13 protein-coding genes and 1 tRNA gene are annotated in these 15,481 nt (G+C 70.1%); 11 read left to right on the top strand and 3 right to left on the bottom strand.

The features are described 5' to 3' along the window. Positions 1 to 89: 89 nt before the first annotated feature. The 3 genes from ASG40_RS15445 to ASG40_RS15435 all read left to right on the top strand — a co-directional run bounded on the left by ASG40_RS15445 (position 90) and on the right by ASG40_RS15435 (position 3,674). Positions 90 to 2,024 carry a propionyl-CoA synthetase gene (locus ASG40_RS15445; RefSeq protein ID WP_055887689.1) on the top strand — a complete coding sequence of 645 codons (1,935 nt, stop codon included), beginning with the start codon at positions 90 to 92 and terminating at the stop codon, positions 2,022 to 2,024. 142 nt (positions 2,025 to 2,166) lie between these two features. Beyond that, a complete protein-coding gene (locus ASG40_RS15440) occupies positions 2,167 to 3,285 on the top strand; it encodes an NADH:flavin oxidoreductase/NADH oxidase (protein WP_055887685.1) in 1,119 nt (372 codons plus the stop codon). A gap of 17 nt (positions 3,286 to 3,302) precedes the next feature. Then, on the top strand, positions 3,303 to 3,674 hold the full coding sequence (locus ASG40_RS15435) for a hypothetical protein (protein WP_055888084.1): 372 nt from the start codon (positions 3,303 to 3,305) through the stop codon (positions 3,672 to 3,674). Between the two features lie 6 nt (positions 3,675 to 3,680). Here the strand turns inward: ASG40_RS15435 and ASG40_RS15430 are convergent, their stop codons facing one another. Beyond that, positions 3,681 to 4,550: an MBL fold metallo-hydrolase gene (locus ASG40_RS15430; protein ID WP_055888083.1), complete on the bottom strand. Its 870-nt coding sequence runs from the start codon at positions 4,548 to 4,550 to the stop codon at positions 3,681 to 3,683. A gap of 130 nt (positions 4,551 to 4,680) precedes the next feature. Here ASG40_RS15430 and ASG40_RS15425 point away from each other — a divergent pair, with 130 nt between their 5' ends. The 6 genes from ASG40_RS15425 to ASG40_RS15400 all read left to right on the top strand — a co-directional run bounded on the left by ASG40_RS15425 (position 4,681) and on the right by ASG40_RS15400 (position 12,026). Then, positions 4,681 to 5,952, top strand: a complete 1,272-nt coding sequence (locus ASG40_RS15425) for a glycosyltransferase family 4 protein (protein ID WP_055887682.1) — start codon at positions 4,681 to 4,683, stop codon at positions 5,950 to 5,952. A 191-nt stretch (positions 5,953 to 6,143) separates the two neighbouring features. Next, on the top strand, positions 6,144 to 6,467 hold the full coding sequence (locus ASG40_RS15420) for a rhodanese-like domain-containing protein (RefSeq protein ID WP_055887679.1): 324 nt from the start codon (positions 6,144 to 6,146) through the stop codon (positions 6,465 to 6,467). A gap of 141 nt (positions 6,468 to 6,608) precedes the next feature. After that, complete coding sequence (locus tag ASG40_RS15415) at positions 6,609 to 7,721, top strand: efflux RND transporter periplasmic adaptor subunit (protein WP_055887676.1); 1,113 nt, start codon at positions 6,609 to 6,611, stop codon at positions 7,719 to 7,721. 101 nt (positions 7,722 to 7,822) lie between these two features. Then, positions 7,823 to 11,035 (top strand): efflux RND transporter permease subunit, encoded by a 3,213-nt coding sequence (locus ASG40_RS15410; RefSeq protein ID WP_055887673.1) that lies wholly within the window; start codon positions 7,823 to 7,825, stop codon positions 11,033 to 11,035. 67 nt (positions 11,036 to 11,102) lie between these two features. Beyond that, positions 11,103 to 11,180 (top strand) — tRNA-Pro (locus ASG40_RS15405). 123 nt (positions 11,181 to 11,303) lie between these two features. Then, complete coding sequence (locus ASG40_RS15400) at positions 11,304 to 12,026, top strand: YoaK family protein (protein WP_055888081.1); 723 nt, start codon at positions 11,304 to 11,306, stop codon at positions 12,024 to 12,026. Between the two features lie 60 nt (positions 12,027 to 12,086). Here the strand turns inward: ASG40_RS15400 and ASG40_RS15395 are convergent, their stop codons facing one another. Beyond that, a complete protein-coding gene (locus tag ASG40_RS15395; RefSeq protein ID WP_055887670.1) occupies positions 12,087 to 12,590 on the bottom strand; it encodes a pyridoxamine 5'-phosphate oxidase family protein in 504 nt (167 codons plus the stop codon). Between the two features lie 189 nt (positions 12,591 to 12,779). Here ASG40_RS15395 and ASG40_RS15390 point away from each other — a divergent pair, with 189 nt between their 5' ends. Both ASG40_RS15390 and mobA read left to right on the top strand, forming a co-directional pair. Then, entirely contained in the window at positions 12,780 to 13,898 is a 1,119-nt protein-coding gene (locus ASG40_RS15390; RefSeq protein ID WP_055887667.1) for an Mrp/NBP35 family ATP-binding protein, read from the top strand. A gap of 7 nt (positions 13,899 to 13,905) precedes the next feature. Continuing rightward, positions 13,906 to 14,541 carry a molybdenum cofactor guanylyltransferase MobA gene (gene mobA / locus ASG40_RS15385; RefSeq protein WP_055887665.1) on the top strand — a complete coding sequence of 212 codons (636 nt, stop codon included), beginning with the start codon at positions 13,906 to 13,908 and terminating at the stop codon, positions 14,539 to 14,541. A gap of 16 nt (positions 14,542 to 14,557) precedes the next feature. Here the strand turns inward: mobA and ASG40_RS15380 are convergent, their stop codons facing one another. Then, positions 14,558 to 15,469 (bottom strand): EamA family transporter, encoded by a 912-nt coding sequence (locus ASG40_RS15380; protein WP_055887661.1) that lies wholly within the window; start codon positions 15,467 to 15,469, stop codon positions 14,558 to 14,560. Between the last annotated feature and the right edge of the window lie 12 nt (positions 15,470 to 15,481).

Genomic DNA, 15,481 nt, shown 5'->3' with positions numbered 1-15,481 from the left:
TGTGCCGAATATCGTCCCTCCCGGGCGCGCGGTGGATATACTGGGCTCCGATCAGGCCGGCGTCGACGACCGGCCATCGGGGGAACGCCATGGCCAGCGACACCACAGACCCGACGGCGTCCAGCCGCTACGCCGCCGTTCACGCCGCCTCCCTCGCCGACCCCGAGGGGTTCTGGCTGGAAGCCGCCAAGGCGATCGACTGGATCTCGCCCCCCACCCGCGCCTTCGACGGGGCGGCCGGGGCCTACGGCCGCTGGTTTCCCGACGCGACGCTCAACGCCTGCCACAACGCCGTCGACCGCCACGTCGAGGCCGGGCGCGGCGACCAGTCCGCGATCCTGTACGATTCGCCCGTGGCCGGCGCCAAGCGACGCGTCACCTACGCCGAGCTGCGCGATGCGGTGGCGACGCTGGCCGCCGTGCTCGCCGACCTCGGCGTGAACCGCGGCGACCGCGTCGTCATCTACATGCCGATGGTGCCCGAGGCCCTGTTCGCGATGCTGGCCTGCGCCCGGCTCGGGGCGGTCCATTCGGTGGTGTTCGGCGGGTTCGCCGCCAACGAGCTCGCCATCCGCATCGAGGACGCGACTCCCAAGGTGGTGGTGGCCGCCTCCTGCGGCATCGAGCCGAGCCGGATCGTCCCCTACAAGCCGCTCCTCGACGCGGCCATCGCCGCCAGCACGCACAAGCCGGACGCCTGCCTGATCCTGCAGCGGCCCCAGCGCGAGGCCGACCTCGTGGCCGGGCGCGACCACGACTGGGCGCAGGCCGTGGCCGACGCGACGGCGGCAGGGCGCCGGGCCGATTGCGCGGCCATGGCCGCCACCGACCCGCTCTACATCCTCTACACCTCGGGCACGACGGGTAAGCCCAAGGGCGTGGTGCGCGATACCGGCGGCTATTGCGTCGCGCTGACCTGGTCGATGCCCAATCTCTACGACGTGAAGCCGGGCGAGGTGTACTTCTGCGCCTCGGACATCGGCTGGGTGGTGGGCCATTCCTACATCGTCTACGCGCCGCTGCTCCACGGCTGCACCACGGTGCTCTACGAGGGCAAGCCGGTGGGCACCCCCGATGCCGGCGCGTTCTGGCGGCTGATCGCCGAATACGGCATCGCCTGCCTGTTCACGGCCCCCACCGCGCTGCGCGCCGTCAAGAAGGAGGACCCGCGCGCCGAACTCGTCGCCGGCTACGACCTCTCCGGCTTCCGCAGCCTGTTCCTCGCCGGCGAGCGCGCCGACCCCGATTCGGTGGCCTGGGCCGAGCGCGCCCTCGACCGTCCTGTGATCGACCATTGGTGGCAGACCGAGACCGGCTGGGCCATCGCCGGCAATCCGGTCGGGATCGGGCAGCTGCCGGTCAAGCACGGCAGCGCCTGCAGGCCGATGCCGGGCTACGACCTCCACGTCCTCGACGAGGCCGGCAAGCCGGTGCCGGCCGACACCATGGGCACGATCGCTCTCAAGCTGCCGCTGCCGCCGGGCTGCCTGCCGACCCTCTGGGGCTCGGACGAGCGCTTCGCGCAGAGCTACCTCACCACCTTCCCCGGCTATTACGACACCTCGGACGCCGGCGTCGTGGATGCCGACGGCTACGTCACCGTGCTGGGACGAACCGACGATATCATCAACGTGGCCGGGCACCGGCTCTCGACGGGGGGCATGGAGGCGGTGCTCTCGGCCCATCCGGACGTCGCCGAATGCGCCGTCATCGGCATCCGCGACGCGCTCAAGGGCGAGCAGCCCTGCGGCTTCGTGGTGCTCAAGTCCGGCGTGTCGCGCGATACCGGCGAGATCGAGCGCGAACTCGTCGCCTCCATCCGCGAGCGCATCGGCCCCGTGGCCGCCTTCAAGCTGGCGCTGACCGTGGCGCGGCTGCCCAAGACCCGCTCGGGCAAGATCCTGCGCGGCACCATGAAGAAGATCGCCGACGGCGAGGCCTGGACCATGCCGGCCACCATCGACGACGCGGGCGTGCTCGAGGAGATCGGCGAGAGCCTGAAAGGACGCGGGATCGGCGGGTAGCTCGGCCAACCGGCGCGCCGCTTCCGACGGCGGCCCGGCCTCAGAGGGCATGGCGCGGGTCCGGCAAAGCGGCGTAGAACCCGGGCCGATCCTACGTACGTCCTGGTTCCTGCCCTCAATCTCGCCCTTGCCGGAGTCGCGCATGACCGCACGCCTGTTCGAGCCCCTGACCCTCGATGGGCTCACCCTCGACAACCGCATCGTCGTGGCGCCGATGTGCCAGTACTCGGCCCATGCCGGTCAGGCCGGCGACTGGCACCTGATGCACCTCGGCCAGATGGCGCAATCCGGGGCGGGCCTCCTGATCCTGGAGGCCACGGCGATTTCGCCGGAGGCGCGGATCTCGCCCGGCGACCTCGGGCTGTATTCCGACGCGACCGAGCTGGCGCTGGGCCGGGTGCTCGACGCCGTGCGGGCCTCTGCGCCGATTCCGATCGCCATCCAGATCGGGCACGCCGGCCGCAAGGGGTCGAGCCGGGCGCCCTGGGACGGCGGCGCCCAGATCCCGCCCGAGGCGCCGGACGGGTGGCGCACCGAAGGACCTTCCGCCGTTCCTCACGCGGAGGGAGAGGCGCCGCCGCACGCCCTCGACGCGGACGGCCTCAAGCGCGTGCGCGACGGCTTCGTCGCCACCGCGAGGCGCGCGCTCGCCATCGGCATCGACGGGTTCGAGCTGCACGGCGCCCACGGCTACCTGCTGCACCAGTTCCTGTCGCCGCTCGCCAACACGCGCACCGACGCCTACGGCGGCAGCCTGGAGAACCGGATGCGGTTCCCGCTCGAATGCTTCGACGCCGTCCGCGAGGCGGTGCCCTCGGGCAAGCCGGTGTGGATGCGGGTCTCGGCCACCGACTGGGTCGAGGGCGGCTGGACCCTGGAAGAGACCGTCGCGCTCGCCCGCGAATTGAAGCGCCGCGGGTCGGCCGCGATCCACGTCTCCACCGGCGGTGTGTCGACCCGGCAGCAGATTCCCCTGTCGGAGGGCTACCAGGTGCCCTTCGCCGCGCGGATCAAGGCCGAGACCGGGCTCACCACCATCGCGGTCGGGCTGATCACGCAGGCCCGGCAGGCCGAGGCGATCCTGGCCGAGGGCCAGGCCGACGCGATCGCGCTCGCCCGCGCGATGCTCTACGATCCGCGCTGGCCCTGGCACGCGGCAGCCGAACTCGGAGCCCAGGTGCGGGCGCCCCGGCAGTATTTTCGCTGCCAGCCGCGCGAGTTCAAGGCGTTGTTCGAGGACGCCACCCACGGACAACGCTGATGGACCGGAACACGCCGATGGACCGAGATACGCCACTCGACGACGTCACGACCTTCACGGTGGGCCGCGTCCGCCACGACGAGGAGAACGGGATCTGCCTGATCTCCGGGGCGGACGACGAGGAGGAGCCGGCCGGCTACTTCATCATCCAGATCGAGAAGGGCGACCCCGACGGGCCGCTGATCGAGGTGTTCGGCGAGGACCTGACCCAGTCGGACGGCGTGGTGTCCCTGGAGATCGGCGTGCGCCACCTCCTCTTCACCTTCGAGCCCACGAGCACGATCGGGTCCGAGATGCCGGCGGTGCGGATCGAATCCGAGACCGAGATCGCGCCGATCGTGCGCACGCGGCTCACCCTCGCCTTCGGCAAACGGGTGGCGCGGGCCTGAGCCGCCCTAGCGGCGCAGGCTGTCGAGGGGCACCGGCGCCGCGTGCGGCCGGCTCGCCAGCATGCCGTCGATGAGGGCCAGGACCTCGGCCCGGCCGCAGTTGGCGGCCGGCTCGAACGGCGTCCAGGTCTGGATGAAGTCGAGGGGCGCGAACACGTCGCGGTAGCGGCGCAACTCGTTGGGGGTGAGCGGTACGCCGCGCACGAAGGCCTTGTGGGCCGAGATCGTCAGGGCCGCGCGCGGGTCGGCCGGGTCGAGCTCGAACTTCAGGGCGTCGCCGCAGAACAGGATCTTCCGGGCACGGTCGAACAGCACGGCGTGGCCGTCGAAATGCCCCGCCGTGCGGTGCAGTTCGAGGCCCGGCAACGGTTCGAGGAGGTCGTCGTAGGGCCAGGAGACCTGGAGGCCGGCGCTCCAGGTGTAATCGGCCGCCGGCAGGCACAGCTCCGGGTCGAACCGGTCCTGCAGCTGGACGAGGGCGCCGTAGGAATGGGGATGCGAGGCCGAGAGCACCTGCATCCCGCCCAAGTCCGCGATGTGCCGCAGGGCCGCCTCGCTGAAGACCGGGCAGGCCTCGAAGCCCATGTTCCCGGCCGGCGTCTGGATCAGGTAGGCGCTCGGACCGATGCCGGAGACCGGGTCGTTCCAGAAGCGCCAGACGCCGGGCTCGAGTTCGGCCCAATGGCAGGGGAAGCGTTCCTGCGCCTGCGTCTCGGTCCAGAACTGCCACCCGCCCTGCGGCACCACGTGGCGGGCGTCGAGGCAGAGGGGACAGGAGGCGGGCGTCTCGAAGTGCCGCTGCCAGAACCCGCAGTTGTCGCAGGTATAGGCCGGGAGCTGGAGGGCGCCCGCGAAGGGCAGATAGCCGGGGGACAAGGGCGCTCTCTCTGGCGTGTCGCTGAACGGAATGGGGCCGGACCGATGGTCTCGGGCGGTGCGCACCGCATATAGGCCGGATCGGGCGGCCGGCGAAACCGCGCCGCCGTCGGCCACGTCCCGGAGGACCATGCCCGCCATCGCCATCGACCTCACCCGCCTGATCACCCGCCTGTCGCACGCGAGCCCGAGCGGCATCGACCGGGTCGACCTCGCCTATGCCCGCCATGTCCTCGACCAGCCGGGCGACCGCTTCGGCCTCGTGTCGACGATGCTCGGGCCGCGCGTCCTCGACCGCGCCGGGGCGCTGGCCGTGGTCGAGGCGGCGGCCTCGGGCTGGGAGGAGGATCGCGACGCCCTGGCCGACCCGGTCTATCGCGGCCTCATCGCCAGGCTCGGCGGCGCCGCGGGCCCGGCCGGTGCGCCCGCGGCCGGCCCGAGGCGGCGGACCCGCGTCCGCATCGAGGCGGCGCTGCGGACCCTGCGCGCCGGCGGCCACGAGGCGCTGCCGAAGGGCACGCTCTATCTCCACACCTCGCACCTGCGCCTCGACAAGCCCGGGCGGTTCGACTGGCTCTACGACCGCCCGGACGTCCGCGCGGTGTTCTTCGTCCACGACCTCATCCCGATCGCCTATCCCGAATACGGCCGCCCGGGGGAGGACGCGCGCCACGCGGTGCGGATGGAGACGATGGCCCGCCATGCCGACCACGTGATCGCTAATTCCGCCGACGTCGCGGGGCATTTCTTGCGTCACCTCGCGGCGAACGGGCTTCGGGCGAGGCCGGTGAGCGTGGCGCCGCTGGGAGTCGAGACGGTGTTCTGCGAGGCCGACCGCGCCACCGCCTTCGCGCCAGGGCGACCGGTCTTCGTGGCCTGCGGCACCATCGAGCCGCGCAAGAACCACCTCCTCCTGCTCAACCTCTGGCGTCGCCTCGCCGCCGATCTCGGCGAGGCGACGCCCCACCTTGTCATCGTCGGGCGCCGCGGCTGGGAGGCGGAGAACGTCATCGACATGCTGGACCGGTGCCCGGCCATCGAGGCCCATGTGACGGAGGTCCACGGGCTCTCCACCCACGGCCTGGCCGGGATCCTGCGCGGCGCCACCGCCCTCCTGATGCCCTCCTTCGCGGAAGGCTACGGCATCCCGGTGGTGGAGGCGGCGGCCTGCGGCCTGCCGGTGGTGGCCTCCGACATTCCCGTCCATCGCGAGGTCGGCTCGGGCTTCGCGACCCTGATCGACCCCCTCGACGGCCCCGGCTGGCGCGACGCGATCCTGGCCCTGAGCGAGCCGGGCTCGGAAACGCGCGCCGCCATGGCGGACCGGCTGCGAGGCTACGCCCCCCCGACCTGGCGCGACCACTTCGCGCTCGTCGACCCGATCCTCGCCACCTTTGCGTGAACCGGCTCGCATTTCACGGGACAACACGATGAGACCGAGGCCGCCGTCGGAAGCGGCCTCATGGTCGCCACGGCAGGCCCGGATTTGCGGTCGTGACGCCTGACGAATATGAACATGCGTTAGCGATGCCCGGCCGCCTTCGGCCGACACCCCGAGACGACCGCCTCCACCGCTCCGAGAAAAGGACCACCATGACGATCGTCGATCTGCACCGGGACGACATCAAGCGGGGCCTCGCCGAAGGCGGTATCCTCCTCATCGACGTGCGCGAGGCGCACGAGTTCGAGGGCGGCCACATCCCCGGCGCCGTGCCGCATCCGCTCTCGACCCTGGACACCACGGCGCTGGCGGCGCTGATCGCCGAGGACGGGCGCCGCCCGGTGTTCTCCTGCATGTCCGGCGTCCGCTCGGTCCATGCCCTGCATGCGGCGCAGGCCGCCGGCATCCCCGTCGAGGCCCACTACCGGGGCGGCTTCAAGGATTGGGCGGCCGCCGGCGAGCCGATCGACTCGTAATCCCCCGGCACGGCCGGTTCCCGTCAGGGTGGAGCCAGCATGTGCGCAACCGCACGACAAGCCGTGGACCGAGCCTCTAGCTCGGGACGCGCAGGGAACCAGAACATGCCCATGGCTCGATTGATTCGTCGCTTGTCGTCCATGGGCCTCGCCCTGGCGGTGCTCGGGGCGCCGCTGGCGGTACATGCCCAGGCCCCCGGCGGACCGCCGCCGAAGGTGACGACGGCCAAGCCCGTGGTGCGCGAGTTCGTCGAGACCGACACCTACACCGGCCGCTTCGAGGCGGTCGACTACGTCGAGGTCCGCGCCCGCGTCACCGGCTACCTCGAGAAGGTGCTGTTCCAGGACGGCGCCACCGTGAAGAAGGGCGACATCCTGTTCGTGATCGACCGGCGCCCCTACAAGGCGGCCCTCGACCAGGCACAGGCGGCACTCACTTCCGCCAAGGCCAGCCTGAATTTTTCCACCACCGACCTCGAGCGCGCTCAGACCCTGAGCCGCTCGGGCAACATCTCCGAGCAGGTCACCGACCAGCGCCGCCAGGCCTCGCAGACGGCGCAGGCCAACGTCGACAGCGCCGACGCGCAATTGCGCCAGGCCCAGCTCAACTACGATTTCACCGAGGTGAAGGCCCCCGTCTCCGGCCGGATCAGCCGCCGCCTCGTCACCGAGGGCAACATCGTCGTCACCGACCAGACCATGCTGACGACGATCGTGTCGCTCGACCCGATCTACTTCAGCTTCACCGTCGACGAGCGGTCGTTCCTGAAATACCAGACCACCCTCAAGATCGGGATGGGCGCGACCCAGAAGCAGAACGCCGCGCCGATCATGATCGCGCTCACCAACGAGACGAAGCCGACCCGCAAGGGCCTGCTCGACTTCGTGGACAACCGGGTCGACAACGCCACCGGCACCGTGCTCCTGCGTGCCACCGTCGAGAACCCCGACGGCTTCATCAAGCCGGGCCTGTTCGGCATCGTCTCCCTGCCGGCGACGAAGCCGGCGCAAGGGGTGCTGCTGCCCGACGAGGCGGTCTCCGCCAACCAGGACAAGCGCATCGTCTACGTGGTGGCCGAAGACGGTTCGGTCTCGACCCGCGACGTGCAGCTCGGCCCCAAGGTCGACGGCTACCGGGTCATCCGGTCCGGCCTCAAGGGCGACGAGAACGTGGTCGTGAACGGGCTGACACGGGTGCGGCCCGGGGCCAAGGTGGCGGCCGAAGCCACCACCCTGCCGCCGTCGCGGACGTAAGACGCATCGCACCGCGGTCCTGACCTCCCCCTTCTGCGGGGGAGGGTTGAAACACCGAGACATCACCGCCGAGCCGCATGACGCGGCGAGAGGTCTGACCGATGCGCTTTGCCCATTTCTTCGTCGATCGGCCGATCTTCGCGTCCGTCACGTCGATCATCTTCCTGATCCTCGGCTACGTCGCCTACGAATCGCTGCCCGTGGCGCAGTATCCCGAGATCGTGCCGCCGACCGTGGTGGTGCGCGCCTCCTACCCCGGCGCCAACGCCGAGACGGTGGCCGCCACGATCGCGACGCCCATCGAGCAGGAGGTGAACGGCGTCGACAACATGCTCTACATGACGTCGTTGTCGACCAACGACGGCAACATGCAGCTGACCGTCACCTTCAAGGTCGGCACCAACCTCGATATCGCCAACGTGCTGGTGCAGAACCGCCTGTCGGTGGCCCAGCCGCGCCTGCCGCCGGACGTCCGCAACCTCGGCGTCACCGTGCGCAAGTCCTCGCCCGACCTCATGATGGTCGTGCACCTGCTGTCGCCCGACAATTCCTACGACCAGAACTACCTCTCGAACTACATCTACCTGCGCATCCGCGACGAACTCCTGCGCCTCGACGGCGTCGGCGACATCACGGTGTTCGGCGGCAGCGAGTACGCCCTTCGCATCTGGATCGACCCCAACAAGCTCGCCGCCTACGGCCTGTCCACCACAGACGTCCTCTCGTCCCTGCAGGAGCAGAACGTGCAGGTCGCCTCCGGTGCCCTGGGGGCGCCGCCGGCGCCGAAGGACAACGCCTTCCAGCTCGTGGTGCAGTCGCAGGGCCGCTTCCAGACCCCCGAAGAGTTCACCGAGGTCATCGTCAAGGCGAGCGACGGCCGCCTCGTGCGCATCAAGGACATCGCCCGGGTCGAGCTCGGCCAGCAGACCTACACCACCCAGTCCTTCCTGAACGGGACGCCCGCGGTGGGCGTGGGTGTGTTCCAGCGGCCAGGCACCAACGCCCTCGACGCGGCCAAGCAGGTCCGCGCGACGATGGACACCATCAAGAAGAACTTCCCGCCCGGCGTCGAGTACAAGATCGCCTACAACCCGACCGAGTTCATCGAGGAATCTGTCTACGAGGTCTACAAGACCCTGTTCGAGGCGGTCGCCCTCGTCATCATCGTGGTGCTGGTGTTCCTCCAGAGCTGGCGCACCGCCCTGATCCCGGTGATCGCGATCCCGGTGTCGCTCATCGGCACCTTCGCGGTGATGCAGGCGCTCGGGTTCTCGATCAACAACCTGACCCTGTTCGGACTGGTGCTCGCCATCGGCATCGTGGTCGACGACGCCATCGTCGTCGTCGAGAACGTCGAGCGCAACATGGCGGAGGGGCTCTCGCCGGGTGACGCCGCGCACAAGACCATGGACGAGGTCGGCGGCGCCGTCGTCGCCATCGCCCTGGTGCTGTCGGCGGTGTTCATCCCCACCGCCTTCATCCCCGGCATCTCGGGCCAGTTCTACAAGCAGTTCGCGCTCACCATCGCGGCCTCGACCATCATCTCGATGTTCAACTCGCTGACGCTGTCGCCCGCGCTCTGCAAGCTGCTGCTCAAGCCGCACCACGCCCACGCCAAGCCGACGTTCTTCCTGACGCGGTTCCTCGCCTGGTGCGCGGACGTCTTCAACCGCGCCTTCGACAAGCTCTCGAACGGCTACGCCAGCACCATCAACTTCCTCACCGGCAAGACCGTCGGCATCATCGGCATGGTGATCGTCTACGCCGCCATCATCGCCGGGACGCTGCATCTGGTGACGACGACGCCGACGGGCTTCATCCCGCAGCAGGACCAGGGTTACCTCATCGGCGTTGTGCAGTTGCCGGCGGGTTCGGCCCTGGAACGCACCACCGCCGTGGTGCGCAAGGCGGCCGATCTCGCCCTGAAGGTCGACGGCGTCGCCAATGCGGTCATCATCTCGGGCTTCGACGGGGCGACCTTCACCAACACCACCAACGGCGCGGTGATGTTCCTCACCCTCAAGGGGGCCAAGGAACGGGCGGCCGCCGGCCGGACGGCGGCGGTCATCACCGGGGACGTCTTCAAGGCGACCGCCGGTATCCAGGAGGCGCGAGTCTTGTTCATCCCGCCGCCACCCGTGCGCGGCCTGGGCACCGGCGGCGGCTTCAAGATGCAGATCGAGAGCCGGCAGAGCTCCGAGATCGGGCCGTTGCTGGCGGCCGTCAACGAGATCCTGGGGCAGGCCAACCAGAGCAACGACGTCCAGCGCGTCTTCACCACCTTCGGCAACGACACGCCCCAGCTCTACATCGACATCGACCGCACCATGGCGCGGATGCTGAACGTGCCGCTGGCGAGCGTGTTCTCGACGCTCCAGACCAACCTCGGCGGCGCCTACGTCAACGACTTCAACACCTTCGGGCGCATCTACCAGGTCCGCGCCCAGGCCGATGCCGGCTTCCGCCTGGAGAAGCGCGACATCGAGCAGCTCAAGGTGCGCTCCTCCACCGGCGCGCTGGTGCCGATCGGGACGCTCGCCTCGATCCGCGAGATCAGCGGGCCGCAGATCGTGCAGCGGTTCAACCTGTTCTACTCGGTGCCGATCCAGGGCGATTCCAAGCCCGGCGTCTCCACCGGCCAGGCCCTCAACGCCATGGAGAAGATCGCGCAGAGCCTGCCGCAGGGCTACGCCTACGACTGGACCGAGATCGCGTTCCAGCAGAAGGCCACCGGCAACACCGCGATCCTGGTGTTCGGTCTGGGCGTGCTCCTCGTCTTCCTGGTGCTGGCCGCCCAGTACGAATCCTGGGCCCTGCCCTTGGCCATCATCCTCGTGGTCCCCACCGGCGTGCTCTCGGCGCTGGCGGCGGTGCAATTCAGGGGGCAGGACAACAACATCCTGACCCAGATCGGCCTGATCGTGCTGATCGGTCTGGCCGCCAAGAACGCGATCCTGATCGTCGAGTTCGCGCACCAGCTCGAGGAAACCGAGAAGAAGGGGCCGGTCGCCGCCGCCGTCGAGGCCTGCCGCCTGCGCCTGCGCCCGATCCTGATGACGGCCTTCGCCTTCATCCTGGGCACCGTGCCGCTGGTCATCGCCACGGGGCCCGGCGCCGAGATGCGCCAGGCCCTGGGCACCGCCGTGTGCTTCGGCATGATCGGCGCCACCGTGTTCGGCCTGTTCCTCACCCCGGTGTTCTACGTCGTGATCCGCAAGATCCTGATCCGGTTCACCGGCAAGAAGAGCGGCCACGACGGGCATGGCGGCACGCCGGATGCCCATGGGCCGCATGCCACACCGGCAGGAGCGTAAAGCAGGGCCGATAAAGGGTTGCGCCGCGAGGGTCGGGAAGCTAAGACCCCCGCACCCTTCGGGGTGTCGGAGCGTGGCGCAGCCCGGTTAGCGCACTAGTCTGGGGGACTAGGGGTCGGAGGTTCGAATCCTCTCGCTCCGACCAAGAATTCACGATGGACGGTAATGGATCACAGGGGCGGCCTTCGGGTCGCCTTTTTGTTTGCCGGTTCCGTGCAGGGTGAGATCGGGCCGGTCACCACGGCGTGGAGGAGATTGCGTGCCATCCCTGCCTCCCGCAGCCCGGCCGACCGCCGCGAGCCCCCTTCGCGATGTCGACCTCTGGGCCGGCATCGGCCTCGCCTTCGTCGCGGGCTTCGTGGACGCCGCCGCCTTCATCGCCCTGGCCGGCCTGTTCACGGCGCATGTCACCGGCAACTTCGTGCTGATCGGTGCCGAACTCGTCTCGACCTCGACGGGGGTGGTAGCGAAGTTGCTCGCGCTGCCCGTCTTCGTCGCCGCCGTCGCCGTCACGCGATTGGCGTCGCTCGCCCTGGAGCGGCGCGGCCGCGCGCCGTTGCGTTGGCTCCTGGTCATCGAGATCGTGGTGCTGGCCGCCTTCTGCGGGATCGGCATCGCCCTCTCGCCGCTCGGTTCGCCCGACGGCATCGCCTCGATCACCGTCGGCATGCTCGGCGTGGCCGCCATGGGCGTTCAGAACGCCATCGGCCGCCTCGGGTTCGCGCATCTCGCCGCCACGACGGTGATGACGGTGAACGTCACCCAGGCCGTCATCGACGCCGTCGACCTCGGCCGGGGCGCCGCACCGGTCGGCGGCCCGGCGCGGGCGCGCCTGCGGCGGATGGTGCCGGCCGTCGTCGCCTTCGCAGGAGGGGCGCTCGCGGGGGCGTTCGGCGTCGCGGCGTGGTCGTTCGGATGTCTCGTCGTACCGATCGTGGTGCTGATCGGGCTCGTGGCGCTGGTTCGGACCCCGGCGCCTTCGCCCCCCTGAGCGGGTTCCGGGAACGCGGCCACGGCCGCCCCCGAAACCCGCCTCTCCGGCGAGACGACGTCAGGCGAGATCGACCTTCTTGGTCTCGGTCTTGGGCGATTCGCCCGTGAGGGCCGCCTTCACGTAGCCGAAGACGTGCAGCATCGTCGCGTTGGGGCTGTCCCAGTACTCGCCCTTCTCGGGATGCACGCGGATCAAGGCGACCTCGGGGTCTTCCTTGCCCTTGGGGAACCAGGTTTTCATGCTCTCCGACCACTTCTGGTCGATGATCGCCTGGTCGCGCACGATCTCGGCCTTGCCGGCCACCGAGACGTAGGTCTGGTTCGAGGGGTCGGAATAGGACAGGTTCACCGCGTTGTCCCGGCTGATCTCGGCGGTCTTGGGGCTGTGCAGCTTGGTGAAGAACCACAGGTCACCGGCCTCGTCGGCGTCCTGGTTCCACATCGGGCGGCTGTAGAGCTTTCCGTCGGTGTCGGCGGTGGTCATCATCGCGACCTTGATGTCCTTGATCAGGTCGAACAGTTTCTTCGCGCCGTCGTGGTCGCGATGGTTGCCGTCGTGCATGCGAGGGTACTCCGTGATGGGGATGGGTTCCGAAGCGACAGCCGACGCTCTGGAAATCGTGTCGACAACGGACGGGCGCCGGGATGGTTTCGGCGCGGGGATGCGGCGCACTGGTGTTTCGCGCCGACACGGCTACATGCATGCACGGGACGGGTGATCGGCGCCCGCCCGCCTCAAGGAACTGAGTGTGTGGCCATGACCCGCGACGACGTGCTGAAAGCGCTCTCCGCCGTCACCATCGACAACGCGGGAACGAGCCTGTCGGCCTCCGGCCGCCTGTCGCAGGTGGTGGTCGACGCCACGAATCGCGTGATGTTCTCTATCCTGATCGACCCGAGCGAGGCCGCGCGCTTCGAGCCGATCCGCAGCCGCGCCGAGGGAACGGTGCTGGCGATGCCGGGCGTCTCCGGCGTCTTCGCGAGCCTCACCTCCGAGCGCGGCCCGAGCCAGCCGGCCCCGCCGCAGCCGCCCGCCCCCGGCCGCGCCGCGCCGCCGCGCACCGGCCCGGCCCTGCCGGGCGTCCGCCACATCGTCGCCGTCGCCTCCGGCAAGGGCGGCGTCGGCAAGTCGACCACCGCCTGCAACCTCGCCCTGGCGCTCTCGGCGCAAGGGTTGAAGGTCGGCCTGCTCGATGCCGACATCTACGGCCCCTCGGTGCCGAAACTGTTCGGGCTGTCGGGCAAGCCCAAGGTGATCGAGGAGCGCCTGCTGGCGCCCATGGACGGCTACGGCATCAAGGTGATGTCGATCGGCTTCCTGATCGAGCCCGAGACGGCGATGATCTGGCGCGGGCCGATGGTGCAATCGGCCATCACCCAGATGCTGCGCGAGGTCGCCTGGGGCGAACTCGACATCCTGATCGTCGACATGCCGCCGGGCACCGGCGACGCGCAGCTCACGATGGCGCAGGCGACGCCGCTCTCGGGCGCCGTCATCGTCTCGACGCCCCAGGATCTCGCGCTGATCGACGCGAGGCGCGGCGTCACCATGTTCCGCAAGGTCGCGGTGCCGATCCTCGGCGTCATCGAGAACATGGCGACCTTCGTCTGCCCGAACTGCGGCCATGCCTCCCACATCTTCGGCCACGGCGGGGCCAGGGCCGAGGCGGCGCGGCTCGACGTGCCGTTCCTCGGCGAGATCCCGCTCAACATGACGATCCGCGAGACTTCCGATTCCGGCCGGCCGGTGGTGGCGGTGGACCCCGACGGGCCGCAGGCCAAGGTCTACCGCGAGATCGCCGCGCTGCTGTGGCGCAACCTCGCGGGCGGGCCGGCACCCCGCGCCGCGCCGCGCATCGTCATCGAGTAGCCGCACCATGCCGGTCCTCGGCGTGATCCTGGCCGGCGGCCTGTCGCGCCGGATGGGCGGTGGCGACAAGTCGCTCCTGCGCCTCGGCGGACGCTCGCTCCTCGACCACGTCTGCGAGCGGTTCGCGCCGCAATGCGCGGCCGGCGTAATCCTGAACGCCAACGGCGACCCGGCCCGCTTCGCGGGGTTCGCCCATCCCATCGTCCGCGATGGGGTGCCGGGACATCCGGGGCCGCTGGCGGGCATCCTGGCGGCCCTCGACCATGCCGTGGCCCATCATCCCGACGTCACGCATGTCGCCAGCGTCACCGGCGATTCGCCTTTCCTGCCGCGCGATCTGGTGGGGCGGCTCAGGGCGGCCATCGCGGGAGGGACCGCGGCCGGGGATGCAGCGAACGCGACGATCGCGGTCGCTTCCTCCGGCGGGCGGCAGCATTTCACGACCGCGCTGTGGCCGGTCGGCCTGCGCGACGACCTGCGGGCGGCCCTGGTCGAGCGCGACGAGCGCAGGGTCGGCGCCTACCTCGCCCGCCATGGTGCCGTGGCGGTGGAATGGGCGGCGACGCCCCTCGACCCGTTCCTCAACGTCAACACGCCCGAGGATCTGGCGGCGGCCCAAGCGTGTCTGCGAGCGCCGGGATAGGATACGCGGCTGGCGCTCACGCGGCCGGCGGAAGGCCGTCGAGCACGGTCCGGCGGCGCCAGCGCGGATACAGGACGCCGATGGCCAGGCCGCTCAGCACCAGCAGCGCCGCCCCGATCTTCCAGAACGGCAGGGGCTCGCCGAACCAGAGCGCGGAGGTCGCAAGGCCGATCACCGGCACCAGCAGCGACAGCGGCGCCACCAGCGCGGTGGAATGGCGCGCCAGCAGCCAGCCCCAGATCGCGTAGCCGAACATCACGTTGCCCACCGACTGCCACATCACGGTGGCCCAGGTGACGGCGTCGGCGCTGAGAAGGCCGGCCCGGATGGCGTCCCAGCCCTCCAGCGCGAAGGACAGCGCCAGCAGCGGCGGCGTCGAGAACAGGGCGGCCCAGACCACGTAGGCCAGCATGTTGGGCGCGCCGCCGCGCTTGGCGACGATGTTGCCCCCCGCCCAGCCCATGGCGGCGAAGGTCACGAGCCCGAGCCCCAGAGGCGTCGTGGTGGCATCCGTATGGAGTGCGATGATCGCGATGCCGGCCGCCGCCAGGGCGAGCGCCGCCCATTGGTAGCCCCGCACCCGTTCGCCCATCGTCGCGACGGACAGGCCGATGGTGAAGAAGACTTGCACCTGGATCACCAGCGAAGCGAGGCCCGGAGAGATGTCGCCGCGGAGCGCCACGAACAGCACGCCGAACTGCCCGACGCCGATGAGGAGGCCGTAGGCGGCCAGGTTCGGCCAGGGCACGGGCGGGCGCGGCAGCAGGAAGACCGCGGGCAAGGCCGCGAAGAGGAACCGCAGGGCGGCGAACAGCAGCGGCGGCAGGTGGTCCAGCCCGATCCGGATCACCACGAAGTTGGTTCCCCACACCGCCACCACCGCGAGGGCGAGGAGGAGGTCGCGAAGGGGGAGCGTCGCCGGACTCATCGGGTCGCTTTC

The sequence above is a fragment of the Methylobacterium sp. Leaf399 genome (assembly GCF_001424525.1).
Taxonomy (GTDB): Bacteria; Pseudomonadota; Alphaproteobacteria; order Rhizobiales; family Beijerinckiaceae; genus Methylobacterium.
This window is presented reverse-complemented; position numbering and strand designations above follow the sequence as displayed.